We start from the raw sequence: 23403 nt of genomic DNA on the forward strand, positions 1-23403 counted from the left end.
CACGGCATCGAGACCGGCGAGCACGCGGCCACACTCACCGCGGGCGAACCCGGCATCCTCCACGGCTCCCGCAGCTACGTCCTCCAGGACGAGGAGGGCCAGATCACCGAGCCGTACTCCATCTCGGCCGGCCTGGACTACCCGGGCATCGGCCCGGAGCACTCGTACCTCAAGGACAGCGGCCGCGGCGAGTACCGCGCGGTCACCGACGACGCCGCGATGCGGGCCCTGCGCCTGCTCTCCCGTACGGAGGGCATCATCCCGGCGATCGAGTCGGCGCACGCGCTCGCGGGCGCCCTCGACCTCGGCAAGGAGCTCGGCAAGGACGGGCTGATCGTGGTCAACCTGTCCGGCCGCGGCGACAAGGACATGGACACCGCCGCCCGCTACTTCCACCTCTACGACACCGACGCCTCCGAGGGGGACACCAAGTGAGCGGCAACATCGAACTCCTCTCCGCCACCCTCGCCAAGGCGAAGTCCGAGGACCGCGCGGCCCTCGTCGCCTACCTCCCGGCCGGGTTCCCGACCGTGGACGGCGGCATCGAGGCCGTCAAGGCCGTCATCGCGGGCGGCGCGGACGTGGTCGAGGTCGGGCTCCCGCACAGCGACCCCGTCCTGGACGGCGCGATCATCCAGACCGCCGACGACATCGCCCTGCGCGGCGGGGTCAAGATCGCCGACGTGCTGCGCACCGTGCGCGAGGCGCACGCGGCCACCGGGGCGCCGGTGCTGGTGATGACGTACTGGAACCCGATCGACCGCTACGGCGTGGAGCGGTTCGCCACCGAACTCGCCGAGGCGGGCGGCGCGGGCTGCATCCTGCCCGACCTCCCCGTCCAGGAATCCGCACTGTGGCGCGAACACGCCGACAAGCACGGTCTGGCGACCGTCTTCGTCGTCGCTCCGAGCAGCAAGGACGAGCGCCTGGCGACCATCACGGCCGCCGGTTCCGGCTTCGTGTACGCCGCCTCGCTGATGGGCGTCACCGGTACGCGCGAGTCGGTCGGCAACGAGGCCCAGGAGCTGGTCCGCCGGACCCGGGCCACCACCGAGCTGCCGGTCTGCGTGGGGCTGGGCGTCTCCAACGCCGTCCAGGCCAAGGAGGTCGCGGGCTTCGCCGACGGGGTGATCGTCGGCTCGGCCTTCGTGAAGCTGCTGCTGGACGCGCCGGACCTGCCGGCCGGGCTGGCGGCCGTGAAGGCGCTCGCCGGCGAACTCGCGGAGGGCGTCCGCAGGGGCTGACGCCCGCCGGGGCCGGTGCGTTCGATCGGCGGCGCGAACCCCTGAGCGGGTTCTGTAGTCCGATCGGGTGGAAGTGGGAGCGGGGAGGCACGCGAGTGCCTCCCCGCTTCGTTTGGCCGAACGTGAGCGAGAAGAACGACGGTGCGAACCGCGAAGCGAAACGATCGGCCCGCGAGCGGCTCCAGGTGGAGCGCGAGCGCGAGAAGAAGAGGGAGAAGCGGCGGCGGACCCTCATCGTGGCGTCGGCGGTGGTCGGCGTCCTCGGCCTGGCGGCCGTCGTCGGCCTGATCGCGGCCAACACCAACAAGGGCGACACGTCCGAGGCCGCGGGTCCGGTGACCGCCCCCTCGGGGGCCACGGGCAAGGACGCGCTCGCCATCCAGGCCGGCAAGCCGGAGGCCAAGTCCACGCTGACGGTGTGGGAGGACTTCCGCTGCCCCGCGTGCAAGGCCTTCGAGACCAACTACCGGGACACGATCCACGAGCTGGAGGCCAAGGGCCTGCTCAAGGTCGACTACCACCTGGTCACCCTGATCGACGGGAACATGGGGGGCAGCGGCTCGCTGAAGGGCGCCAACGCGGCCGCCTGCGCCCAGGACGCCGGGAAGTTCACCGCGTACCACGACGTCCTGTTCGAGAACCAGCCGCAGGAGACGGACGACGCGTACGGGAACAACGCGAAGCTGCTGGAGCTGGCGGGCAAGGTGGACGGGCTGGTCACCCCCGAGTTCCGCAAGTGCGTCGAGGACGGGACGCACAACAGCTGGGTGAACAAGTCCTTCGAGGCCTTCCGCGCCGGTAAGTTCCGGGGCACCCCGGCCGTGCTGCTGAACGGCAAGGACATCTTCGCCGACCAGGCCAACCCGGTGACCCCGCAGAAGCTCAAGGAGCAGGTGGAGGCCGCGGCGAAGGGCAGCGGCGGGAACTCCCCGGCTTCGCCGTCCGCCTCGCCCTCGCCCTCGGCTTCGCACTCCGCCTCGCCGAGCGCCGCCGCGAAGGGGTCGAAGGCCTCGGGTTCCCTCTCGTCCTCCGCCTCCTCGCCGTCCGCGGCGAAGTCCTCCTCCACCGCGGCGGGCTCACGGGCCGGCTCGGCCGGGGTCGCGAAGGGGGCCGGCGAGGACTGATCCCCCCGTCTCGATTTGGCGCCAGGTTGCCGGGCGGGTTGCGGTCCGTACCGCCCGGCAGGGTAGCGTCGGCTCTGCCATGAACCTTGCCTATATCCCCAGCCCCTCGACCGGCGTGATCCATCTCGGACCGATCCCGCTGCGCGGCTACGCGTTCTGCATCATCATCGGCGTCTTCGTCGCCGTCTGGCTCGGCAACAAGCGGTGGATCGCGCGCGGCGGAAAGCCGGGCACGGTCGCGGACATCGCCGTGTGGGCCGTGCCGTTCGGTCTGGTCGGCGGTCGCCTCTACCACGTGATCACCGACTACCAGCTGTACTTCGGCGAGGGCCGCAACTGGGTCGACGCCTTCAAGATCTGGGAGGGCGGCCTCGGCATCTGGGGCGCGATCGCGCTCGGCGCGGTGGGCGCCTGGATCGGCTGCCGCCTGCGCGGCATCCCGCTGCCGGCCTGGGCGGACGCCCTGGCACCCGGTATCGCGCTGGCCCAGGCCTGCGGCCGCTGGGGCAACTGGTTCAACCAGGAGCTGTACGGTCGGGCCACCGACCTGCCCTGGGCGGTCGAGATCAGCGACGGCCCCAACCGGGTCGCCGGGACCTACCACCCGACCTTCCTGTACGAGTCGCTGTGGTGCCTCGGCGTCGCCGCGCTCGTGATCTGGGCGGACCGCCGCTTCAAGCTCGGACACGGCCGGGCGTTCGCCCTGTACGTCGCCGCGTACTGCGTGGGCCGCGGCTGGATCGAGTACATGCGGGTCGACGAGGCCCACCACATCCTCGGTGTCCGGCTGAACGTGTGGACCTCGATCGTGGTCTTCATCCTGGCCGTGGTCTACCTCGTGCTGTCGGCGAAGCTGCGGCCGGGCCGCGAGGAGGTCGTGGAGCCGGACCGCGGGCCCGCGGCGTCCGACCCCGCGACCAAGGACGAGCCGAAGGACCCCGCGGACGGGGACTCCGAGCCGAAGGCCGATGCCGATGCCGAGGACGCCGCCGAGGCAGGGGCAGGGGCAGCAGCAGAGCCGGAGGCCGGGACCGGGGCCAAGGCCGGGGCCAAGGCCGAGGACGCCACCGAGGACGCCACCGAGGACGCCGTGACGGCGGACGCGGAGGCTCCGAAGACCGCCAAGAAGCTCTGACCGGGTCTTCCGGACGGAACGGGAGGGGCGCCGCGCACACCGCGCGGCGCCCCTCCCGTCGTTCGTACGGGCCTCACGAGAGGACGGGGGACTCCCGCCGGGCCAGGGCCACGACCCGTTCCGCGCCCGCCAGCACCGCCGGGTCCACGAAGCGGCCGTCCGGCAGGGCCACCGCCCCGGGGCTGCGGCGGGCCGCCGCCACGATCTCCTGGGCGGCGGTGACCTCCGCCGGTCCGGGCAGGTAGGCCCGCTCGATCACCGGCAGCTGGCGCGGGTGGATCGCCGCCCGGCCGAGGAAACCCAGCGCCCGGCCGCGCGTACAGGAGACGGCCAGTGCCTCCAGGTCCCGGATGTCGGGGAAGACCGACTGGGCGGGCGGAGCCAGCCCGGCCGCCCGGGCCGCGATCACCACGCGGGAGCGCGGCCAGTCCAGTCCCGCCTCCGCGCTGATGCCCAGATCGGCCCCGAGGTCGGACTCGCCGAGGGAGAGCCCGCGCAGGGCGGGGTGCGCGCGGGCGATCTCGTACGCGCGCTCCACGCCCAGCGCCGACTCCAGCATGGCGTGCAGGGCGACCCCGCCCGTGCGGTCGGCCACCGCGGCGATCTGCTCCGGGGCCGTGATCTTCGGCAGCCGCAGCCCCGCGAGGCCGTGCAGCCCGGTCAGGGCGGTGAGGTCGGCGCCGGCCCAGGGGGAGTCCAGGGCGTTGACGCGGACGAACACCGGGACCGGGGGCCGCTCGGCCAGCCGCTCCGCGGTGGCGGCGCGGGCGTACTCCTTGCGGGAGGCCGACACCGCGTCCTCCAGGTCGACGATGACGGCGTCGGCCCCGGAGTGCAGGGCCTTGGCGACCACCTCAGGGCGGTCGCCGGGTACGTAGAGCCAGGTCAGGATCACAGGGCCCCCTCCATCCGGAGTGCGCTGATCTCGGTCTCGGACAGGCCGAGTTCGGTGAGTACGGCTTCGGTGTCCGCGCCGTGCGGGCGGCCGGCCCAGCGGATCCCGCCGGGGGTCTCGGACAGCCGGAACAGGACGTTCTGCATCCGGAGCGGGCCCAGTTCGGGGTCCTCGACCTCGGTGACGGTGTCCAGGGCCGCGAACTGCGGATCGGCCATGACGTCCCGTACGTCGTAGACCAGGGCCACGGCGGCCTCGGCCTCCTCGAAGGCGGCGACCACGTCGTCGGCCTTGTGGCGGCCGATCCAGCCGCCGACCGCCTCGTCGAGGACGGGCGCGTGGGCGGCCCGGCCGGAGCCGCTCGCGAACCAGGGCTCGGCGATCAGCTCGGGCCGCCCGACGAGCCGCATCACGCGCTCCGCGATGGACTGGGCCGAGGTGGAGACCGCCAGCCAGCGGCCGTCGGCGCTGCGGTAGGTGTTGCGGGGGGCGTTGTTGGTGGAGCGGTTGCCGGTGCGCGGCTGGACGTAGCCGAGCTGGTCGTACCAGAGCGGGTGCGGGCCCAGGACGGTCAGGATCGGCTCGATGATGGCCAGGTCCACCACCTGCCCGTGGCCGGTGCGCTCGCGCCCGGCGAGCGCGGTCATCACGGCGTACGCGGTGGTCAGCGCGGCGATGGAGTCGGCGAGGCCGAAGGGCGGCAGGGTCGGCGGGCCGTCGGGCTCCCCGGTGATCGCGGCGAAGCCGCTCATCGCCTCCGCGAGGGTGCCGAAGCCGGGGCGGCGGGCGTAGGGTCCCTGCTGGCCGAAGGCCGTGACGCGGGCCAGGACCAGCCGCGGGTTGGCGGCGGACAGCTCGGGCCAGCCCAGCCCCCACTTCTCCAGGGTGCCCGGGCGGAAGTTCTCGATGACCACGTCGGCGGTGGCGGCCAGCCGCAGCAGCGTCTCCCGCCCGCCCGGGGTGGACAGGTCGAGGGTCATCGTCCGCTTGTTCCGGCCGAGGAGCTTCCACCACAGACCGATGCCGTCCTTGGCGGGGCCGTGGCCGCGCGAGGGGTCCGGGCGCACCGGGTGCTCGACCTTGACCACCTCGGCGCCGAAATCGCCGAGCAGGGTGGCGGCGAGCGGCCCGGCGAAGAGGGTGGCGAGGTCCAGGACGCGCAGCCCGTCGAGCGGGCCGCCGGTGGCGGCCGCGCCGGGGGAGGGCCGTGTCGCGTCGGCAGGGGTCACGAGGCGGCTCCCGCGGCCGGTTCGCCCGCGAGGTCGTTCCGGGCACCGGCACCAGCACCGGCACCGGACGCGGACGCGGACGCGGTGAAGGCTTCGGTCTCGGTACGGGTCGGCATCGAGTCCTGTGCGCCGGGCCGCTGGACGGAGAGCGCGGCCGCCGCCGAGGCCCAGCGCAGCGCCTCCGGCATCGGGCGGCCCTCCCCGAGGGCCACCGCGAGCGCGCCCACGAAGGTGTCCCCGGCGGCCGTGGTGTCCACGGCCCGCACCGGGAGCGCCGGCACCGACAGCGGCTCCCGCCCCCGCGCCGCGTACAGCACCCCTGCCGCGCCCAGGGTGAGCACCACCTCCGGTACCTCGCGCAGCAGTGCCTCGGCGGCTCCCAGCGGGTCGGTGAAGCCGGTCAGCGCCGCCGCCTCGTGCTCGTTGGGCACCAGGAGGTCCACCAGCTCCAGCAGTTCGCGCGGCAGCGGACGGGCCGGGGCCGGGGTGAGGACCGTACGGACCCCCTGGGCGCGGGCGGCCGCCGCGCCCGCGAGGACGGCCTCCATGGGGAGTTCGAGCTGGAGCAGCAGGAGGTCGACGGCGCCGATCCGGGCCGCGTCGCCCGCCTCCAGCCCGGTGACGGAGCCGTTGGCGCCGGGGATGACGACGATGCTGTTGGCGCCCTCGTCGTCGACGGTGATGTGGGCGGTGCCGCTGGCGCCCTCGACGGTGCGCAGGGCCGCCGTCTCGACCCCGGCGGCGGTGAGCGCGGAGCGCAGCCGTACGCCGAACTCGTCGGTGCCGACCGCGCCGATCATCACCACCTCCCCGCCGCTGCGGGCGGCGGCGACGGCCTGGTTGGCGCCCTTGCCGCCGGGGACGGTGCGGAACGCGCGGCCGGTGACGGTCTCCCCGAGGCGGGGGGCCCGGGGGACGTAGGCGACGAGGTCCATGTTGGTACTGCCGAGCACGGCGATGGCCGTCATGGGCGGGCTGCCTCCTGTGCGGTGAGCTGGGCGAGGGTGTCGAAGCCGATGCCGTCGAAACCGGGGACGGTGGTGGCGAGACGGTTCTTGAGGGGGGCGGACCAGCGGTGCGGGACGCCGTCCGGGTCGAGGAGCGCGGCCAGCGAGCCGGCGGTGGCGCCGTTGGAGTCGGTGTCCCAGCCGCCGGAGACCGCGCCGCAGACGGAGCGGGTGAAGTCCCCCTCGGCGTGGGTGAGGGCGGCGGCGATCAGGGCGGTGTTGGGGACGGCGTGGACCCAGTGGTAGTGGCCGTACCGCTCGTGGAGGTCGTCGACGACGCGGTCGAAGTCGGTGTGGAGCCCGGCGGCGCCGACGGCGTGGCGGACGGCTTCGGCGAGGCGCGAGCGGGGCGGTACGACGGCCAGCCCGGCGCGGAGCGCGGTGTGGACGTCGGCCCGGCCGCCGGCGGCCTCGGCGATGGCGGCGGCGGTGAACAGGGCGGCGTAGAGGCCGTTGCCGGTGTGGGAGAGGGCGGCGTCCCGGTATGCCTGGGCGGCGGCGGCGGCCGGGTCGCCGGGGTGGGTCCAGCCGTGGACGTCGGCCCGGATCAGGGCGCCGATCCACTCGCGGAAGGGGTTGTGGTGGGTGGCGGTGGCCGGGGGCTCCAGCCCGTGGAGGAGGTTGCGGTAGGCCAGGCGCTCGGCGGTGAACGTGCGGCCGGCGGGCAGCTCGTCGAGCCAGAGCCGGCCGACGTCGGCGGTGGTGAAGCGCTTGCCGTGGCGCTGGAGCAGCCTGAGCCCGAGGAGGGGGTAGTTGAGGTCGTCGTCCTCGGGCATGCCGTCGATGTTCTCAGCGAGGGAGGTGCCGGCGGAACGCCGGTTCCAGGGGTGCGCGGCCAGGAGCTCCGTGGGGACGCCGCGCTCGGTGAACCAGGTGCGCGGCGGCCAGTTCCCGGCCGCCCGGCCGAGCGCCCGGATCGCGTGCAGCGGCAGCTTCTCCACGGGTTTGCCGAGCAGGCACCCGACGGCCCGCCCCACCCACGCCGCCTCCAGCCGGCGGCACAGCTCCGCATCGATGCCGGTTGCCGGTGCCGGTGCCGGTGCCGGTGCCGGTGCCGTGGCCTTGGCCGTTGCCGGTGCCGTTGCGTCGCCTGCCGGGGACGCGGGCCAGGTCGCGGTGATCGCGGGCCAGGAGGCCGGTTCCGTCGCGGCCGAGGGGACCGGGAGGGAGGCGAGTTCGTCCAGGAGGCGGAGGGCCAGGGCGCGCAGTCGCGGCGGGGCCGGGGCGGGGGAGGCGCCGGCCCGGGCGGGAGCCGGGTGGCCGCCCGCCGCCGCCCAGGCCCGCGCCACCGGCCCGGCGTCCCGGCCGTCCTCCGCAGCCTGCCGCAGCTCGTGGCCGACCAGGTCCTCCGGCTGCGCCCAGGTCAGCCGTACGGTCCCGGACGGCCCGCCGCCCGGGGCCCGTGCGGGCGCCGGCCCCGCGGGGGCGGCGGGGGCGGCGGACGGGACGGGGGTCACCGCGGGCCGGCGATCGAGGCGAAGGCCGCTTCGTGGGCCCGGCGGCGGTCCCGGTCCCGGGCGAAGACCTCGCGGGCCACCGCCGCCAGTGCCGTCGCCGGGGCGTGCAGGTCGAGGCGGCTGGCCTCGGCGACCTCCTTGGCCCAGGCGGGCGGGACCGCCGAGGCGCCCGCGAGGGCTCCGGCGATCGCCCCGGCCATGGTGGCGATGGAGTCGCAGTCCCGGCCGTAGTTGACGGCCCCGAGCACCGAGCCCTCGTACGCCCCGTCGGAGACGACCAGCATGCCGAGCGCGATCGGCAGCTCCTCGATCGCGTGCAGGCGGGAGGGGCGGCGGGCGCCGAGCGAGGGGGAGCGGTAGTCCGGGCCGACCGAGTCGTACGGGGCCACCGCCGCGCGCAGCGGGGCCAGGGCCGATTCGAAGTCCCGGTGGCGCGCGGCCGCTTCGCAGACCGCGGCGATCGCCTCCCGGGTGCCGTCCTTGGCCAGCGCCAGGGCCGCGTCCACCACCGAGGACGCCGTGGCCCCCGGCCGGCAGGCCGCCGCCACCGCGGCCGCGAAGACGCCCGCCGCCTCCCGCCCGTACGAGGACTGGTGCGCCCCGGCGATGTCCAGGGCCTCCGCGTACGCGCCCGCCGGATTGCCGGCGTTGACGATGCCGACCGGCGCCATGTACATCGCCGCCCCGCAGTTGACGATGTTGCCGCTGCCCGCCTCGCGGGGGTCGACGTGCCCGTAGTGCAGGCGGCTCACGATCCATTTCTCCGCGAGGAAGATGCGCTGCAAGGGCAGTGCCTCCGCCTCCAGTTCGGGGATCCAGCGGGGGTTCGTCATCAGGTCGGGCACCAGGTGCTCGGCGACCGCGTACGCGTCGAGGTGGTCCCGTACGGCCTCGTAGACCCGTACCAGCGCGTGCGTCATGAGGGTGTCGTCGGTGACGTGGCCGTCGCCCTTGTGGTACGGCGCGATGGGGCGGGCCGTACGCCAGTCCTCGTGCCAGGGGCCGACGATGCCGTGCACGCGGCCGCCGTGCCGCTGCGCGATCTGGTCCGGGGACCAGCCCTCCACCGGGCCGCCGAGCGCGTCGCCGACGGCGGCCCCGACGAGGCAGCCGGCCGCCCGGTCTTCGAGAGTGAGCGTCATGTCCGAATCATCCCTTGGGTGAGGTGAGTTCCGTACGAGCGAGCAGCGCGGCGAGTTCGACGAGGTCGGTCCCGGCGAGGCGGGGCAGGGCGCAGCCGGAGAGGGTGCGGCAGGCCTCGCGCCAGGCGGCGGGGATCGAGTCGCCTCCGCCGAGAGCGCCGGTGAGCGCGCCGGCGAGGGCGGGGGCGGAGTCCGCGACGCGCGACAGGCAGGCGGCGGCCGGTACGGCCTCGGCTGCCCGGCCGCGGGCGGCGGTGGCGAGGGCGAGGGCGACGGGGACGGTCTCGGCGGCGGCGATGCCGTAGCTGTAGACGTGGTCCACGATCTCGTGTTCGAGGGTGGGGACGATGGCGAAGGCCCCGCCCTCGGCGTGGACGCGGGCGAGTTTGACGGCGTGGCGCGCGTTGCGGCCGATCTCGGTGGCCTCGGGGAGCCGGTCGAGGGCGGCGTCCACGGCGGTGTCGGTGTCGGCGCCGGCGAGGGCGGCCGCGATGGCGGCGGCCATGGCGCGGGCGCCGTGGACCCCGTCGCCGTCCTGGGTGTAGCGGGCGTCGAACTCGGCGAGGTCGGCGGCGGCCGCCGGGTCGCCGGGGTGGACGACGGCCAGGACGCAGGCGCGCACGCAGGCGGCGTCGTCGAAGTAGTGCGGGTTGTCGTGGCCGGTGGCGGGCGGGCGCAGGCCGGCGGCGAGGTTGCCGAGGCCGGCCCGTACGGAGATGCGGGCGCGCAGGGGCAGTACGGCGGACTCCACCTCGGGGGCGCGTTCCGCCGCCGCGGCGATCTCGCTGGCCAGGGCGTTCCAGGCCAGGTCGATGGCGGCCCGCATCCGGCGGGACCGGCTGAGGTCGCTGAGCAGCGCGCCGGCCGCGGTGAGCACGGATTCGGCGGCGAAGGCGGCCCATTCGGCGTCGTCGGAGGGGCCGAGGCGCAGGGGCTCCGGGGGCTGGTTGAGGGCGATGGGGACGGGGAGGGTCGTGGTCTGGTTGTGCTCGGCGAAGGTGTCGAGCTCGCGGGTGAGGCGGCGGGTCCACTCGGGCATGCGGCTGGCGCGGTGCCGGGCGGCGGGCCATCCGGCGGCGTCGCCCGCGGCGAGTCCGAGCAGCACCCCTTCGATCCGCCGGACGTCGGAGGGGGGCTGCGGGCCCTGGCCCGGGGGGAGGGGGGTCACCGGGATTCCGGAGTGAGGAGGTCCGCGATGTCGAGGACGTGATAGCCGCGCATCGAGGGGAGGCAGCTGCCGCGGACCGGGCCGATGGCCTTGGCCCATTCCTCAGGGATCGCGCCCACGCCGGACAGGGCGCCGGACAGGGCGCCCGCCACGGCCGCCGTGGTGTCGGCGTCGCGGCCCATGTTCACCGCCGTCAGGACCGAGGCGACGAAGTCGCCGCCGCAGCTGGCGAAGGCCCCGAACGCCAGGCCGACGGCCTCGGGGGCCAGGTCCGTCCACGGGTAGCCGCCGATCACCACCGCGGAGCGCACGGCCCGTTCGCCGCGCGGGGCCGCCGTCACCGCGCGGCGCAGGGAGCGGGCCGTCCAGGAGTCGGACGGGATCACGGACAGGGCCGCGGAGATGACGGAGGCGGGCGAGCCGCCCGCCATCGCCGCCGCGACCCCGGCCGCGACCGCCTGGCCGCCGTAGATGCCCTCGCCGTCGTGGCTGACCGAGCCGTCGATGGCGACGAGCCGCGCGGCCTCCGCCGGGCGGCCCGCCGCGAAGACCCCGAAGGGGGCCGCCCGCATGGCCAGCCCGTCCGACCATGCGTGCCGGTGCTGGGCGGAGATGGGGGCGGCCAGGCCCCGGCGGAGGTTCTCCAGCGTGCCGCGCTCGCTGAAGCCCGCCCCGCGGAAGGGCCCCTCGTCGAGGTCGGCGATCCAGTGGTGCCAGGCCCGCTCGACGTGGGAGACGGTCAGCGCCGACCCGTGGCGGGCCAGCAGCAGCCCGGAGAAGATCGCGTACTCGGTGTCGTCGGTGCCCGCCGGATCGTCCGAGACGAAGCCTTCGATGCGGCCCCATTTCGCCCGGATCTCCGAGGGCTTCATGTTCTCGGCGGGGGCGCCGAGCGCGTCACCCGTCGCGAGGCCCAGAAGAGCGCCCCTGGCCCGTTCGAGGAGGACCTGCGGATTGCATGCAATCAGCTTCATCGGCTCCATGGCGCGCCTCTCCCACTGTGGATGGGGCTCATCATGAGCCCTTGGGGGATTTGTGCCATGTCATGTGGTTTGTCGGTTGTCGCGAAACACCCCGCCCAGGCCCCCGTCACCCGGTCGCCGACCCGCGAAACCCCAGGTAAGTACGGCCTTCCTTGCTGGCGGGCGAAGGAAATCGTGCGTAGTTTCGAGGTGTTCCGGGGGTGTGGGTGCCTGCGCGTCGCGCATGGCCTGGTTCCGCGTACCCGCTCGTACAAAAGGGGAGGAATCCGTCATGTCCATCATCGACATCGAAGCACCGCTGCACACCGCGCACCGCGACAACCACACCCACCGTGACGTCAACGGAGGATGGCTGCGGCCGGCCGTCTTCGGTGCGATGGACGGACTCGTCTCCAACCTCGCGCTGATGACCGGCGTGGCCGGCGGCGCCGTCGCCCCGCAGACCATCGTGATCACCGGGCTGGCCGGCCTCGCGGCCGGAGCCTTCTCGATGGCGGCCGGGGAGTACACCTCCGTCGCCTCGCAGCGCGAGCTCGTCCTCGCCGAACTTGACATAGAACGGCAGCAGTTGCGCAAGCACCCCGTCGACGAGATGGAGGAGCTGGCCGAGCTGTACGTATCGCGCGGGGTCGAGCCGATGCTCGCCCGCGAGGTCGCCATGCAGCTGTCCCGGGACCCCGAGCAGGCGCTGGAGATCCACGCCCGCGAGGAGCTCGGGATCGACCCCGACGACCTGCCGTCGCCGATGGTCGCCGCGGTGTCCTCCTTCGGCTCGTTCGCGCTGGGCGCGCTGCTGCCCGTACTGCCGTACCTGCTCGGGGCCGCGTCCCTGTGGCCGGCGGTGCTGCTCGCGCTGGTGGGGCTCTTCGCCTGCGGAGCGGTCGTCTCCCGGGTCACCGCGCGGAGCTGGTGGTACAGCGGCCTGCGGCAGCTGGTGCTGGGCGGCGCGGCCGCGGGTGTGACGTACGTCCTGGGAACCTGGATCGGCGGAGCCGTAGGCTGACCGCGCAAGCGATGAGACACTATGCAGCCCACGGTATAAGTAGTCTGTTACTCGGCGGTTTCGATTGCCTGTCCGCCGGGCATCAGACCAGGGCGCCGCGCGCCGGGCAAAGATGCCCGTCCGCTGTGGAGCCTCCACTTTCTGCTGCGTGCGGTGTCCGCATGGTGAAACGACGTATCCGCTTCTCGGGATTGCAGTCATCATGTAACCTGCACGAAATTTCGCAGAGGGCCAACGTCGTCCCTCGGCTATGACACATATGCCGCTACGACGACGGGAGAGCCGATGCGTTCCGCATCCACGCACTCCGCGACCGGCCTCAGCACCACCGCCTGGTCGCCCATGGACGGTCGCCCCGCCCCCCAGGGCATGTACGACCCGCGCAACGAGCACGACGCCTGCGGCGTCGGCTTTGTGGCCAACCTCAGCGGCGAGGCCAGCCACACGCTGGTCGAGCAGGCGCTGACCGTATTGCGGAACCTTGAGCACCGCGGCGCCACCGGATCCGAGCCCGACTCGGGCGACGGCGCCGGAATCCTCTCCCAGGTCCCCGACGCGTTCCTGCGCGAGGTGGCCGGATTCGAGCTCCCCGAGGCCGGCGCGTACGCCGTCGGCATCGCCTTCCTCCCCGCCGACGGCACCGCACAGGCCGCCGCCGTGGAGCAGATCGAGGCCATCGCCGCCGAGGAGAACCTCACCGTCCTCGGCTGGCGCGAGGTCCCGGTCACCCCGGACCTGCTCGGCAACGGCGCCCGCGCCACCATGCCGGCCTTCTCCCAGATCTTCGTCTCCGGGAATGGCGGCAGCACGGGCATCGCGCTCGACCGCAAGGCGTTCGTGCTGCGCAAGCGCGCCGAGCGCGAGGCCGGCGTCTACTTCCCGTCGCTCTCCGCCCGCACCATCGTCTACAAGGGCATGCTGACCACCGGCCAGCTGGAGCCCTTCTTCCCGGACCTCTCCGACCGCCGCTTCGCCTCGACGCTGGCCCTGGTCCACTCGCGGTTCTCGACCAACACCTTCCCGTCCTGGCCGCTGGCCCACCCGTACCGCTTCGTCGCGCACAACGGCGAGATCAACACGGTCAAGGGCAACCGCAACTGGATGAAGGCCCGCGAGTCCCAGCTGGCCTCCGACGTCTTCGGCGACGGCGCGCTGGAGCGGATCTTCCCGATCTGCACCCCCGACGCCTCCGACTCGGCCTCCTTCGACGAGGTCCTGGAGCTCCTGCACCTCGGCGGCCGCTCGCTGCCCCACGCGGTGCTGATGATGATCCCGGAGGCGTGGGAGAACCACACCTCCATGGACCCGGCCCGCCGCGCGTTCTACCAGTACCACTCCACGCTGATGGAGCCGTGGGACGGCCCGGCCTGCGTCACGTTCACCGACGGCACCCAGGTCGGCGCGGTCCTCGACCGCAACGGCCTGCGCCCCGGCCGCTACTGGGTCACCGACGACGGCCTCGTCGTCCTCTCCTCCGAGGTCGGCGTCCTCGACATCGACCCGGCCAAGGTCGTCCGCAAGGGCCGCCTCCAGCCCGGCAAGATGTTCCTCGTCGACACCGCCCAGAAGCGGATCGTCGAGGACGACGAGATCAAGGCCGGTCTGGCCGCCGCCGCGCCCTACGCGGACTGGCTGGAGTCCGGCGAGATCGAGCTGACGGACCTGCCCGAGCGCGAGCACATCGTCCACACCCACGCCTCGGTCACCCGACGCCAGCAGACCTTCGGCTACACCGAGGAAGAGCTGCGCGTCATCCTCGCGCCGATGGCCCGCACCGCGGGCGAGCCGCTCGGCTCCATGGGCACGGACTCGCCGATCGCGGCCCTGTCCGAGCGCCCCCGGCTGCTCTTCGACTATTTCACGCAGCTCTTCGCGCAGGTCACCAACCCGCCGCTGGACGCCATCCGCGAGGAGCTCGTCACCTCGCTGCTGTCCTCGCTGGGCCCGCAGGGCAACCTGCTCGACCCGAACGCCGCGTCCTGCCGCAGCGTCACCCTGCCCTTCCCGGTGATCGACAACGACGAGCTGGCCAAGCTCATCCACGTCAACGCCGACGGCGACATGCCGGGCATGAAGGCCGCCACCCTCTCGGGCCTCTACCGGGTCTCCGGCGGCGGCGAGGCACTGGCCGCCCGCCTGGAGGAGATCCGCGGCGAGGTCGACGCGGCCATCGCGGGCGGCGCCCACCTCATCGTCCTCTCGGACCGCCACTCGGACGCCGAGCACGCGCCGATCCCCTCGCTGCTGCTCACCTCCGCCGTGCACCACCACCTCATCGCCACCAAGCAGCGCACCCAGGTGGGCCTGCTGGTCGAGGCCGGCGACGTCCGCGAGGTCCACCACGTCGCGCTGCTCATCGGCTACGGCGCCGCCGCGGTGAACCCGTACCTCGCCATGGAGTCCGTCGAGGACCTGCTGCGCGCCGGTACGTTCCTGTCCGGCCTGGAGCCGGAGCAGGCCATCAAGAACCTGATCTACGCGCTCGGCAAGGGCGTCCTGAAGGTCATGTCCAAGATGGGCATCTCCACCGTCGCCTCCTACCGCGGCGCCCAGGTCTTCGAGGCCGTCGGCCTGAACGAGGAGTTCGTCGGGGCGTACTTCCAGGGCACCGCCACCAAGATCGGCGGCGCCGGCCTGGACGTCATCGCCAAGGAGGTGGCCGCGCGCCACGCCAAGGCGTACCCGGCCTCCGGCATCGCGGCCACGCACCGCGCGCTGGAGATCGGCGGCGAGTACCAGTGGCGCCGCGAGGGCGAGCCGCACCTGTTCGACCCGGAGACGGTCTTCCGCCTCCAGCACGCCACCCGCAACCGCCGGTACGACATCTTCAAGAAGTACACGGACCGGGTGAACGAGCAGTCCGAGCGCCTCATGACGCTCCGCGGGCTCTTCGGCTTCAAGGGCGCCGAGGACGGGGGCCGCCCCTCGATCTCCATCGACGAGGTCGAGTCGGTCGCCGACATCGTCAAGCGCTTCTCCACCGGCGCCATGTCGTACGGCTCCATCTCGCGCGAGGCGCACGAGACCCTCGCCATCGCCATGAACCAGCTCGGCGGCAAGTCCAACACCGGTGAGGGCGGCGAGGACCCGGACCGCCTGTACGACCCGGCGCGGCGCTCGTCGATCAAGCAGGTCGCCTCCGGCCGCTTCGGCGTCACCAGCGAGTACCTGGTCAACGCGGACGACATCCAGATCAAGATGGCGCAGGGCGCCAAGCCCGGCGAGGGCGGCCAGCTGCCCGGCCACAAGGTCTACCCGTGGGTCGCCAAGACCCGGCACTCCACCCCGGGCGTCGGCCTGATCTCCCCGCCGCCGCACCACGACATCTACTCCATCGAGGACCTGGCTCAGCTGATCCACGACCTCAAGAACGCCAACCCGGTCGCCCGCATCCACGTGAAGCTGGTGTCGGAAGTCGGCGTCGGGACCGTCGCCGCGGGTGTCTCCAAGGCCCACGCGGACGTCGTCCTCATCTCCGGCCACGACGGCGGTACGGGCGCCTCGCCGCTCACCTCGCTCAAGCACGCGGGCGGCCCCTGGGAGCTCGGCCTCGCCGAGACCCAGCAGACCCTGCTGCTCAACGGGTTGCGCGACCGCATCGTCGTCCAGACCGACGGTCAGCTCAAGACCGGCCGCGACGTGGTCATCGCCGCGCTGCTCGGCGCCGAGGAGTTCGGTTTCGCGACCGCGCCGCTCGTCGTCTCCGGCTGCGTCATGATGCGCGTCTGCCACCTGGACACCTGCCCGGTCGGCATCGCCACGCAGAACCCGGTCCTGCGCGACCGCTTCTCCGGCAAGGCCGAGTTCGTCGTGAACTTCTTCGAGTTCATCGCCGAGGAGGTCCGCGAGATCCTGGCCGAGCTGGGCTTCCGTACGATCGAGGAGGCCGTCGGCCACGCCGAGCTCCTCGACACCAGCAAGGCCGTCACGCACTGGAAGGCGCAGGGCCTCGACCTGGAGCCCCTCTTCCACGTGCCGGCACTGCCCGAGGGCGCGGTCCGCCACGCCCTGATCGAGCAGGACCACGGTCTGGAGAAGGCCCTCGACAACGAGCTGATCAAGCTCGCCGCCGACGCGCTGAACGCCGAGACCGCCGAGGCCGCCCAGCCGGTCCGCGCCCAGGTCGCCATACGGAACATCAACCGGACCGTCGGCACCATGCTCGGCCACGCGGTCACGAAGAAGTTCGGCGGTGCGGGCCTGCCCGACAACACCATCGACCTGACCTTCACGGGCAGCGCGGGCCAGTCCTTCGGCGCCTTCCTGCCGCGCGGTGTGACGCTTCGCCTGGAGGGCGACGCCAACGACTACGTCGGCAAGGGCCTGTCGGGCGGCCGGGTCGTGGTCCGCCCGGACCGCGGCGCCGACCACCTCGCCGAGTACTCGACCATCGCCGGCAACACCATCGGCTACGGCGCCACCGGCGGCGAGATGTTCCTGCGCGGCCGCACCGGCGAGCGCTTCTGCGTCCGCAACTCCGGCGCCCTGGTCGTCTCGGAGGGCGTGGGCGACCACGGCTGCGAGTACATGACCGGCGGTACGGCCGTCGTCCTCGGCGAGACGGGCCGCAACTTCGCGGCCGGCATGTCGGGCGGCGTCGCGTACGTCATCGACCTGGACCCGGCCAACGTCAACGTCGGCAACACCGGGGCGGTCGAGACCGCCCTCTCCGACACCGACAAGCAGTGGCTGCACGATGTGGTGCGCCGCCACGAGGAGGAGACCGGCTCGACCGTGGCCGCGAAGCTCCTGGCTGACTGGTCCGTTTCCGCGGACCGCTTCAGCAAGATCATCCCGACCACGTACAAGGCAGTGCTCGCCGCCAAGGACGCCGCTGAGCTGGCCGGACTCTCCGAGTCCGAGACCACGGAGAAGATGATGGAGGCGGCGACCCATGGCTGACCCGAAGGGCTTCCTCACCACCGGGCGCGAGACGGCCTGTTCCCGTCCGGTCGCCGACCGGCTGAAGGACTGGAACGAGGTCTACGTTCCGGGCTCGCTGCTCCCGATCATCAGCAAGCAGGCCGGCCGCTGCATGGACTGCGGCATCCCGTTCTGCCACAACGGGTGCCCGCTCGGGAACCTGATCCCGGAGTGGAACGACTTCGCGTACCGCGAGGACTGGTCGGCGGCGTCGGAGCGGCTGCACGCCACGAACAACTTTCCGGAGTTCACCGGGCGGCTGTGCCCGGCTCCGTGCGAGTCGGCGTGCGTGCTCGGCATCAACCAGCCGGCCGTCACCATCAAGAACGTCGAAGTCTCGATCATCGACAAGGCGTGGGACAACGGCAACGTCACCCCGCAGCCGCCGGAGCGGCTGTCGGGCAAGACCGCCGCCGTCATCGGCTCGGGCCCGGCCGGTCTGGCCGCGGCCCAGCAGCTGACCCGGGCCGGCCACACCGTGGTCGTGTACGAGCGCGCGGACCGCATCGGCGGCCTGCTGCGCTACGGCATCCCCGAGTTCAAGATGGAGAAGGTGCACATCAACCGGCGCATCGAGCAGATGCGCGCGGAGGGCACCAAGTTCCGCACCGGCATCGAGATCGGGCGCGACCTGTCCGCGACCGACCTGCGCAAGCGGTTCGACGCGGTCGTCATCGCGGCCGGCGCGACGGTCTCCCGCGACCTCCCGGTCCCGGGACGCGAGCTGCGCGGCATCCACTTCGCGATGGAGTACCTCCCCCTCGCGAACAAGGTCCAGGAGGGCGACTTCGTGGCTCCGCCGATCACGGCGGAGGGCAAGCACGTGGTCGTCATCGGCGGCGGCGACACGGGCGCGGACTGCGTGGGCACGGCCCACCGCCAGGGCGCGCTCTCGGTGACGCAGCTGGAGATCATGCCGCGTCCCTCGGAGGACCGTCCGGCCGCGCAGCCGTGGCCGACCTTCCCCATGCTCTACAAGGTCACCTCGGCGCACGAGGAGGGCGGCGAGCGGATCTACTCCGTCTCCACCACCCACTTCGAGGGCGACGAGGACGGCAACGTCCAGGCCCTGCACCTGGTCGAGGTGGAGTTCAAGGACGGCAAGCTGGAGCAGAAGCCGGGCACCGAGCGGGTCCTCCCGGCCCAGCTGGTCACCCTGGCGATGGGCTTCACCGGCACCGACCAGGCCAACGGCCTGGTGTCCCAGTTCGGCCTGGAGCTGGACGAGCGCGGCAACGTGGCGCGCGACGCGGCGTACACGACCAACGTGGACGGCGTGTTCGTGGCCGGCGACGCCGGCCGCGGCCAGTCGCTGATCGTCTGGGCGATCGCGGAGGGCCGCTCGGCGGCCCGAGGCGTCGACCGCTACCTGACGGGCACGAGCGCCCTCCCGTACCCCGTCAAGCCGACGGACCGCTCCCTGATGGTGTAACGGCCACCCCCTCCCCCTCGGGGGAGGACCCCTTCCTGCGGGGAGGACCCCTCATACGGTCCGTACAAAGGTGTGCGGAACTCTGACACAGCGCCCGCCATGTCCCCGACCAGGGATGGCGGGCGCTGTGGCGTTCCGGGGGTCAGGCTTCGGGCGTGAACTCGTACCGGAGCTCGTAGAGGTGCCCGGCCTTCACCATCACGGTGACTTCGACGGGGCGGTCGCCGTCGCCGTACACCGTCCGTAGGGTGCGCAGGATCGGCAGCTCACCGGGGAGGCGCAGGGCCGTGTACTGATCCTGCGTCGCGCCACGCGCGCGGAGACCCGGTCCACGCTGCGCCGCGGCGGGAAGCCGAGTTCCGTCAGCAGGGTCGGTGTGCCGCCCCGGATCCGCCGCGGCTCGGCCAAGGCGGTGCCGCGGGCGATGTCCAGGGGGTAGTACGAGGCCACCAGCTCCGCCGGTTCACCGTCGATGGTGATCAGCTGGCGGCGGCGTACGGCAGTCCCGCCGGGCGCCGTACCAAGAGCCTCGGCGACATCACCACAGACCGGTACCTCTTCGACGGACAGCACGGTGCTGCGTACCGATGACGGGCGGTTCGAGGCGTTGGCGAGCCATGGGTACTCCTCCCCGGTGGCTGCCGGCGTGAGGGATCGGGCCGGGTGGACGGTCCGCTGCCGCGTCTCCCGTACGGTCACCGCGGCACCGGCCCGCCCGACCGCGAGCCCCTCGTCCTTCAGCAGGTGCACGGCCTTCTGGATGGTGGCGTTGGAGGCGTCGAAGCGGTCCTTCAGCTGCGCGGTCGACGGCAGTCTCGTACCCGCCGCCAGCTCGCCGCTCAGGATCTCCTCGCGCAGGTCGGCGGCGATGCGGGCATGGAGCGGTCTCGGGTCGAGCGCGCCGGATTCGTGGCTGGGCAAGGTCATCCGATCCTGATCTCGTACCGGAGCTGATGGAGTCCGGCGGGCATGACCATGATGTCCGCCTGGATGGCACGGTCCGCCGAGTCGTAAGTGGTGCGGGCGAGTTGCAGAACCGGTTCGGCCGGAGCGAGGTGCAGCTGTGCGCGCTCCTCGTCGTCGGGCATCCGCGCCGTCACGTTTTCGACGACGCGTACGCCTGCATGCCCCAGGGCGGCCAGGAGGGTGACGGCTCCGCCGCGAATCTTCGCCGTTCCGGCGAGGGCGGTGCCGACGGCGATGTCCGGGGGGTAGTAGGTGTCCGTCAACTCGCTCGGCTCCTGGTCGAGTTCGATGATCCTTCGGCGTGCCACGACCGTGCTTCCGGCCGCCAGGCCGAGCATGAGGGCGACGGCGATGGGGGCTGCCACCTCTCCGGCGTGAAGGACGCGCTGGCCGCCCCGACGTCCGGCCTCCGCGGCCTCGTCCGTCCACGCGTCCGGTGCGTCGGCCGGACGGGCGGCCAGGTACGGCATCGACTTGCTGGTCCACTGACTGCCGCTCACGGTGCCTCCCGCGCCCGAATTCCACTCCGTCGCCTCCACGTTATGCGACAGATGCTGCCGCACCCACCCTCCCAAACCTTGCTGCTTTTTGCGAATAGCGATACGGTCCGTGTGGCCTTGGAAGCTCAGAGTGAAGGCGGTGGGCCTGTGCCCTCGTTCAGGGAGCAGCGATTTCCCCGGGCTCGCGGTTCGGCGCGTGCGGTCCGGCAGTTCGTCGGCGACACGCTTGCCGGTTGGGGTGTGTCCGACCGGCGGGATGACATGCGCCTGTGCGCTTCCGAGATGGCGGCGAACGCCGTACTGCACGGCGCCCCGCCCGGACGTGAGTTCGCGGTACGGCTGACGCGGGAGCAGGACGGGGTGTGGATCGAGGTGCGAGACAGCGGCCCGGGCCGTCCGGTGTTGTGGCAGCCCGGTTCCGAGGCGGAGCGGGGGCGTGGCCTCTGGCTGGTCGGCGTACTCGCTGACGAGTTCGAAGTCCGCGAGGAGGTGGTGGGCAAGACGGTCAGGGCCGGCTTCAAGCTGGCGCCCGGGTGAAGGGGGGCGGCGCAGCGCCCGCCATGTCCCCGACCAGGGATGGCGGGCGCTGTGGCGTTCCGGGGTTATTCGGGCTGGGTGACCGTGGCGCCCCAGTGGGTGGTCGGGGTCGAGGCCGTCACCCAGGCTCCGAAGCCGCCCTTGAGGCCCGTGCCGAGGGGGACGGTGACCCGGGCCGGGCCGGCCTCGGGGCAGTCGATCGTGAAGGGGGCCGGGTCGCGGTCCGGGTGGTTGTCGAGGTGGAAGGCCACCTCGACGGTGCCGCCGCCTGCGCAGCCGAACGTGATGAACGTGTCCAGGTGCGGGGAGAGACCGCCCGAGACGAAGCCGCTGGAGCCGGCCTGGTCGGCGATCCAGATCAGGCCGTCGGGGCCCGGATAGCCGATGATCTCGTCCGCCGGCGCGGCCTGGGCCGGGCTCGCCGCCAGGATCAGGGCGAGAGCCGGGGCCAGGGCCGCCAAGGCGGTCGCGCGCTTCTTCATGTCGTCCCCCAGATCGTCGTGTCGTCCGTTCGTCGGACAGTCGCGACGCTATCCAGCGCTACTGACATCCGCCTGAGTACGCGTACTCACCCGCAAGACCCCCTGCGGACTCCGGCCGTACGGGTCGACCGCGCGCCTGACGGGCCCGGGCCCGTTTCACTCGTGCAGGTGACGCGCGCCGACCGGCCCGGCGGGGGCGGACTGGGCCGGACGGGCCAACTCTGCTCGGGGAGCGCGCAGTTCGCGGGGCCGGAGTCTGGTACCCATCTGGATCATGGTCCCCATCCGAACCCTGCTGAGCGGCCTGCTCGGCGCCGCCGCCCTGCTGGTCCCCGTCCATCCCTCCACCGCCGCCGAGGACGGCCGGACCGTCGAGTACCGGGGGATGCGGGTCGCCGTGCCCGGGGAGTGGCGGATCGTCGACCTGGAGCGGGACGCCGGCGCCTGCCTGCGGCTGGACCTGCCGACGCTGTACCTCGGGCACGCCGGTACGCAGGGCGAGTGCAGCGGGCGGGCCGTGCGGCGGCGGGCCGACACCCTGCACCTGGAGCCCCTCGACGGAGCACCGGCGCGGGCCGACATCCCGACGCTGCGGGTCGGCGGGCCGGGCGGGATCCCCGCAGCCCCCGCGGAGGCGGGGGGCAGCCGCGAGGTGCGGTACGCCCTGCGCGCGGCCGGGGTGATGGCCACCGTCTCGTACGGGGGCGCCTCCGATGCCGTTCGGAACGTGCTCGCGCGGGCCGCCGCCGGCGGCGCCCCCGGCCGCAGCAGCAGCCGCAGCCTCCCCGCCGAGCCCGCCTCCGCCGTCGCCGGTCCGAAGCCGGTCCGGGCCCAGCAGCCCCTCACCGGCGCCGGCTTCGACACCTGCACCGCCCCGGCCCAGGGCGCCATGGACAAGTGGCGGGGCGCCTCCCCCTTCGGCGCCGTCGGCATCTACATCGGCGGCCGCGCCCGGGCCTGCGCCCAGCCCCGGCTCACCGCCGACTGGGTCCGGCGGCAGGCCGGGGCCGGCTGGCACCTGATGCCGCTCTGGGTCGGACCGCAGCCCTGGAACAACCCGGCCACCGGCCTGTCCACCGACCCCTCCCGGGCGAACCAGGAGGGCTTCGAGGCCGCCGAGGGCGCCGTCGGGGCCGCCCGGTCCCTGGGCCTGGCCGAGGGCGCGGTGCTCTACAACGACCTGGAGAACTACACCGACCGCACCACCTGGGACCCGCCGGTCGTCGCGTACCTCACCGCCTGGACGGTCCGCCTGCACGAGCTCGGCTACCGCGCCGGCGCCTACGTGGCCGCGAGCTCCGGGGCCAAGGCCCTGAACGAGCACCACGACCAGGCCCCCGAGGCCATGCCCGACGTGCTGTGGGTGGCCTCCTGGAACGGCAAGGCCTCGGTCGCCGACACCGACACCGGCCTGCCCGCCGGCACGCACCGCTGGGCCGGCCGCCGCCGCGCCCACCAGTACCGCGGCGACCACGACGCCACGTACGCCGGGGTCACGATCAACATCGACCGCAGCTGGGTCGACGTCGACCCCGAGACCCTGGGCGGTCCGGCGTCCCTGCGCGGCCCGGCGTCCCTGGGCGCCCCCGCCCGGGCGCGGCGCCCCCTCTTCAGCTAGCCGGGTCCTCGCGCGGGGGTTCGTCGTCGTTGCCCCGGCGCAGGGTGTGGAGGCCCCGGGCAGGGCTCCAGGTGCGGACCACCAGGTCGTCGCCGTCGATGCCGGTGTGGACCACCTCCGTCAGGTCCGCGTGGAAGAGGTGGAAGGGGTGCGGGGTCTCCGTCTCCTCCGCGTACCGGTGCAGCTCGGGCGGGTCCAGCAGCTCGATCGCGCGCCCGGAGATCCGTACGTCCCCGTCCGGCATCTCCTCGCCCGCCCCGGGGTTGGTGTGCAGGGCGAAGCGCGGGTCGCGCTGGAGGTCCTTGGCCTTCATCGAGCCCGGCATCATCCCGAGCCACAGCTCGCCGCCGCGGATGTCGACGTTCAGCCCGGTCAGCCGAGGGGAGCCGTCCCTGCGCAGCGTGCCGAGGACGTGGTGCGGGTACAGCGCGAATCGGGCCCGTACGATCGCCGCGAATTCCGGTTCCCGATTCTCGAACGATGCCCAGTTGTTCGTGGTCGTCATACGCCCATCAAAGCGCCTGGCACCCGCACCGGCCGCTCAGGCGCGCACGATCC

General features: G+C 73.3%; 18 protein-coding genes and 2 pseudogenes. 9 read left to right on the forward strand and 11 right to left on the reverse strand.

What is annotated here, in order from left to right:
• The 4 genes and pseudogenes from ACFYXV_RS27015 to lgt all read left to right on the forward strand — a co-directional run.
• Window positions 1–435: pyridoxal-phosphate dependent enzyme (locus tag ACFYXV_RS27015; RefSeq protein ID WP_389384248.1), on the forward strand; the 435-nt coding region annotated here is incomplete at its 5' end.
• Window positions 432–1244, forward strand: coding sequence for a tryptophan synthase subunit alpha (gene trpA / locus ACFYXV_RS27020; protein ID WP_389384249.1), 813 nt, complete (start codon window positions 432–434; stop codon window positions 1242–1244). The genes ACFYXV_RS27015 and trpA, both read left to right, overlap by 4 nt.
• Window positions 1245–1366: 122 nt before the next feature.
• Window positions 1367–2158: pseudogene (locus tag ACFYXV_RS27025) on the forward strand (thioredoxin domain-containing protein); the annotation flags it as partial.
• 289 nt (window positions 2159–2447) lie between these two features.
• Complete coding sequence (lgt, locus tag ACFYXV_RS27030; protein WP_389384250.1) at window positions 2448–3503, forward strand: prolipoprotein diacylglyceryl transferase; 1056 nt, start codon at window positions 2448–2450, stop codon at window positions 3501–3503.
• 73 nt (window positions 3504–3576) lie between these two features.
• Here the strand turns inward: lgt and ACFYXV_RS27035 are convergent, their stop codons facing one another.
• From ACFYXV_RS27035 to ACFYXV_RS27065, 7 genes are all read right to left on the reverse strand, one after another.
• Complete coding sequence (locus tag ACFYXV_RS27035) at window positions 3577–4398, reverse strand: HpcH/HpaI aldolase/citrate lyase family protein (protein WP_383345664.1); 822 nt, start codon at window positions 4396–4398, stop codon at window positions 3577–3579.
• Complete coding sequence (locus ACFYXV_RS27040) at window positions 4395–5627, reverse strand: CaiB/BaiF CoA transferase family protein (protein WP_385476674.1); 1233 nt, start codon at window positions 5625–5627, stop codon at window positions 4395–4397. The genes ACFYXV_RS27035 and ACFYXV_RS27040 overlap by 4 nt, the downstream gene beginning before the upstream one ends.
• A complete protein-coding gene (rbsK, locus tag ACFYXV_RS27045; RefSeq protein WP_389384251.1) occupies window positions 5624–6595 on the reverse strand; it encodes a ribokinase in 972 nt (323 codons plus the stop codon). Before rbsK ends, ACFYXV_RS27040 begins: the two co-directional genes overlap by 4 nt.
• Window positions 6592–8001: an ADP-ribosylglycohydrolase family protein gene (locus tag ACFYXV_RS27050; RefSeq protein ID WP_389384329.1), complete on the reverse strand. Its 1410-nt coding sequence runs from the start codon at window positions 7999–8001 to the stop codon at window positions 6592–6594. Before ACFYXV_RS27050 ends, rbsK begins: the two co-directional genes overlap by 4 nt.
• Window positions 8002–8087: 86 nt before the next feature.
• Entirely contained in the window at window positions 8088–9233 is a 1146-nt protein-coding gene (locus tag ACFYXV_RS27055) for an ADP-ribosylglycohydrolase family protein (protein ID WP_385476668.1), read from the reverse strand.
• Window positions 9234–9240: 7 nt separating this feature from the next.
• A complete protein-coding gene (locus tag ACFYXV_RS27060) occupies window positions 9241–10500 on the reverse strand; it encodes an ADP-ribosylglycohydrolase family protein (protein WP_389384252.1) in 1260 nt (419 codons plus the stop codon).
• Window positions 10398–11375 (reverse strand): ADP-ribosylglycohydrolase family protein, encoded by a 978-nt coding sequence (locus ACFYXV_RS27065; protein ID WP_385476662.1) that lies wholly within the window; start codon window positions 11373–11375, stop codon window positions 10398–10400. Before ACFYXV_RS27065 ends, ACFYXV_RS27060 begins: the two co-directional genes overlap by 103 nt.
• Before the next feature lie 280 nt (window positions 11376–11655).
• Here ACFYXV_RS27065 and ACFYXV_RS27070 point away from each other — a divergent pair, with 280 nt between their 5' ends.
• From ACFYXV_RS27070 to ACFYXV_RS27080, 3 genes are all read left to right on the forward strand, one after another.
• Window positions 11656–12387: a VIT1/CCC1 transporter family protein gene (locus ACFYXV_RS27070; protein WP_383345646.1), complete on the forward strand. Its 732-nt coding sequence runs from the start codon at window positions 11656–11658 to the stop codon at window positions 12385–12387.
• Window positions 12388–12729: 342 nt separating this feature from the next.
• Window positions 12730–17289, forward strand: a complete 4560-nt coding sequence (gene gltB / locus ACFYXV_RS27075; RefSeq protein ID WP_389384330.1) for a glutamate synthase large subunit — start codon at window positions 12730–12732, stop codon at window positions 17287–17289.
• Complete coding sequence (locus ACFYXV_RS27080; RefSeq protein ID WP_385476659.1) at window positions 17282–18742, forward strand: glutamate synthase subunit beta; 1461 nt, start codon at window positions 17282–17284, stop codon at window positions 18740–18742. The genes gltB and ACFYXV_RS27080 overlap by 8 nt, the downstream gene beginning before the upstream one ends.
• A gap of 142 nt (window positions 18743–18884) precedes the next feature.
• Here the strand turns inward: ACFYXV_RS27080 and ACFYXV_RS27085 are convergent.
• Both ACFYXV_RS27085 and ACFYXV_RS27090 read right to left on the reverse strand, forming a co-directional pair.
• Window positions 18885–19669 (reverse strand): annotated as a pseudogene (locus tag ACFYXV_RS27085) (GntR family transcriptional regulator).
• Complete coding sequence (locus tag ACFYXV_RS27090) at window positions 19666–20208, reverse strand: GntR family transcriptional regulator (protein WP_385476586.1); 543 nt, start codon at window positions 20206–20208, stop codon at window positions 19666–19668. Before ACFYXV_RS27090 ends, ACFYXV_RS27085 begins: the two are co-directional and overlap by 4 nt.
• 51 nt (window positions 20209–20259) lie before the next feature.
• Between ACFYXV_RS27090 and ACFYXV_RS27095 the strand changes: the two genes are divergently transcribed.
• Window positions 20260–20745, forward strand: a complete 486-nt coding sequence (locus ACFYXV_RS27095) for an ATP-binding protein (RefSeq protein ID WP_389384331.1) — start codon at window positions 20260–20262, stop codon at window positions 20743–20745.
• Window positions 20746–20810: 65 nt separating this feature from the next.
• Here the strand turns inward: ACFYXV_RS27095 and ACFYXV_RS27100 are convergent, their stop codons facing one another.
• Window positions 20811–21227 carry a hypothetical protein gene (locus tag ACFYXV_RS27100; protein ID WP_389384253.1) on the reverse strand — a complete coding sequence of 139 codons (417 nt, stop codon included), beginning with the start codon at window positions 21225–21227 and terminating at the stop codon, window positions 20811–20813.
• A 274-nt stretch (window positions 21228–21501) separates the two neighbouring features.
• Here ACFYXV_RS27100 and ACFYXV_RS27105 point away from each other — a divergent pair, with 274 nt between their 5' ends.
• Window positions 21502–22845 carry a DUF1906 domain-containing protein gene (locus tag ACFYXV_RS27105; protein WP_389384254.1) on the forward strand — a complete coding sequence of 448 codons (1344 nt, stop codon included), beginning with the start codon at window positions 21502–21504 and terminating at the stop codon, window positions 22843–22845.
• Here ACFYXV_RS27105 and ACFYXV_RS27110 read toward each other — a convergent pair.
• The gene (locus ACFYXV_RS27110) at window positions 22838–23350 is read right to left on the reverse strand and encodes a pyridoxamine 5'-phosphate oxidase family protein (protein ID WP_385476577.1); all 513 of its coding nucleotides are present in this window, start codon (window positions 23348–23350) and stop codon (window positions 22838–22840) included. The genes ACFYXV_RS27105 and ACFYXV_RS27110 overlap by 8 nt on opposite strands.
• Between the last annotated feature and the right edge of the window lie 53 nt (window positions 23351–23403).

Source organism: Streptomyces sp. NPDC002181, from assembly GCF_042890485.1.
GTDB lineage: Bacteria > Actinomycetota > Actinomycetes > Streptomycetales > Streptomycetaceae > Streptomyces.

Bases quoted from the DNA above. Each gene is read 5' to 3' on its own strand.
- lgt (WP_389384250.1), top strand. From the start codon at position 2,448: ATGAACCTTGCCTATATCCCCAGCCCCTCGACCGGCGTGATCCATCTC.
- rbsK (WP_389384251.1), bottom strand. From the start codon at position 6,595: ATGACGGCCATCGCCGTGCTCGGCAGTACCAACATGGACCTCGTCGCC.
- ACFYXV_RS27055 (WP_385476668.1), bottom strand. From the start codon at position 9,233: ATGACGCTCACTCTCGAAGACCGGGCGGCCGGCTGCCTCGTCGGGGCC.
- ACFYXV_RS27060 (WP_389384252.1), bottom strand. From the start codon at position 10,500: ATGGGCCAAGGCCATCGGCCCGGTCCGCGGCAGCTGCCTCCCCTCGAT.
- ACFYXV_RS27065 (WP_385476662.1), bottom strand. From the start codon at position 11,375: ATGAAGCTGATTGCATGCAATCCGCAGGTCCTCCTCGAACGGGCCAGG.
- ACFYXV_RS27070 (WP_383345646.1), top strand. From the start codon at position 11,656: ATGTCCATCATCGACATCGAAGCACCGCTGCACACCGCGCACCGCGAC.
- gltB (WP_389384330.1), top strand. From the start codon at position 12,730: ATGGACGGTCGCCCCGCCCCCCAGGGCATGTACGACCCGCGCAACGAG.
- ACFYXV_RS27080 (WP_385476659.1), top strand. From the start codon at position 17,282: ATGGCTGACCCGAAGGGCTTCCTCACCACCGGGCGCGAGACGGCCTGT.
- ACFYXV_RS27095 (WP_389384331.1), top strand. From the start codon at position 20,260: ATGCTGCCGCACCCACCCTCCCAAACCTTGCTGCTTTTTGCGAATAGC.
- ACFYXV_RS27100 (WP_389384253.1), bottom strand. From the start codon at position 21,227: ATGAAGAAGCGCGCGACCGCCTTGGCGGCCCTGGCCCCGGCTCTCGCC.
- ACFYXV_RS27105 (WP_389384254.1), top strand. From the start codon at position 21,502: ATGGTCCCCATCCGAACCCTGCTGAGCGGCCTGCTCGGCGCCGCCGCC.
- ACFYXV_RS27110 (WP_385476577.1), bottom strand. From the start codon at position 23,350: ATGACGACCACGAACAACTGGGCATCGTTCGAGAATCGGGAACCGGAA.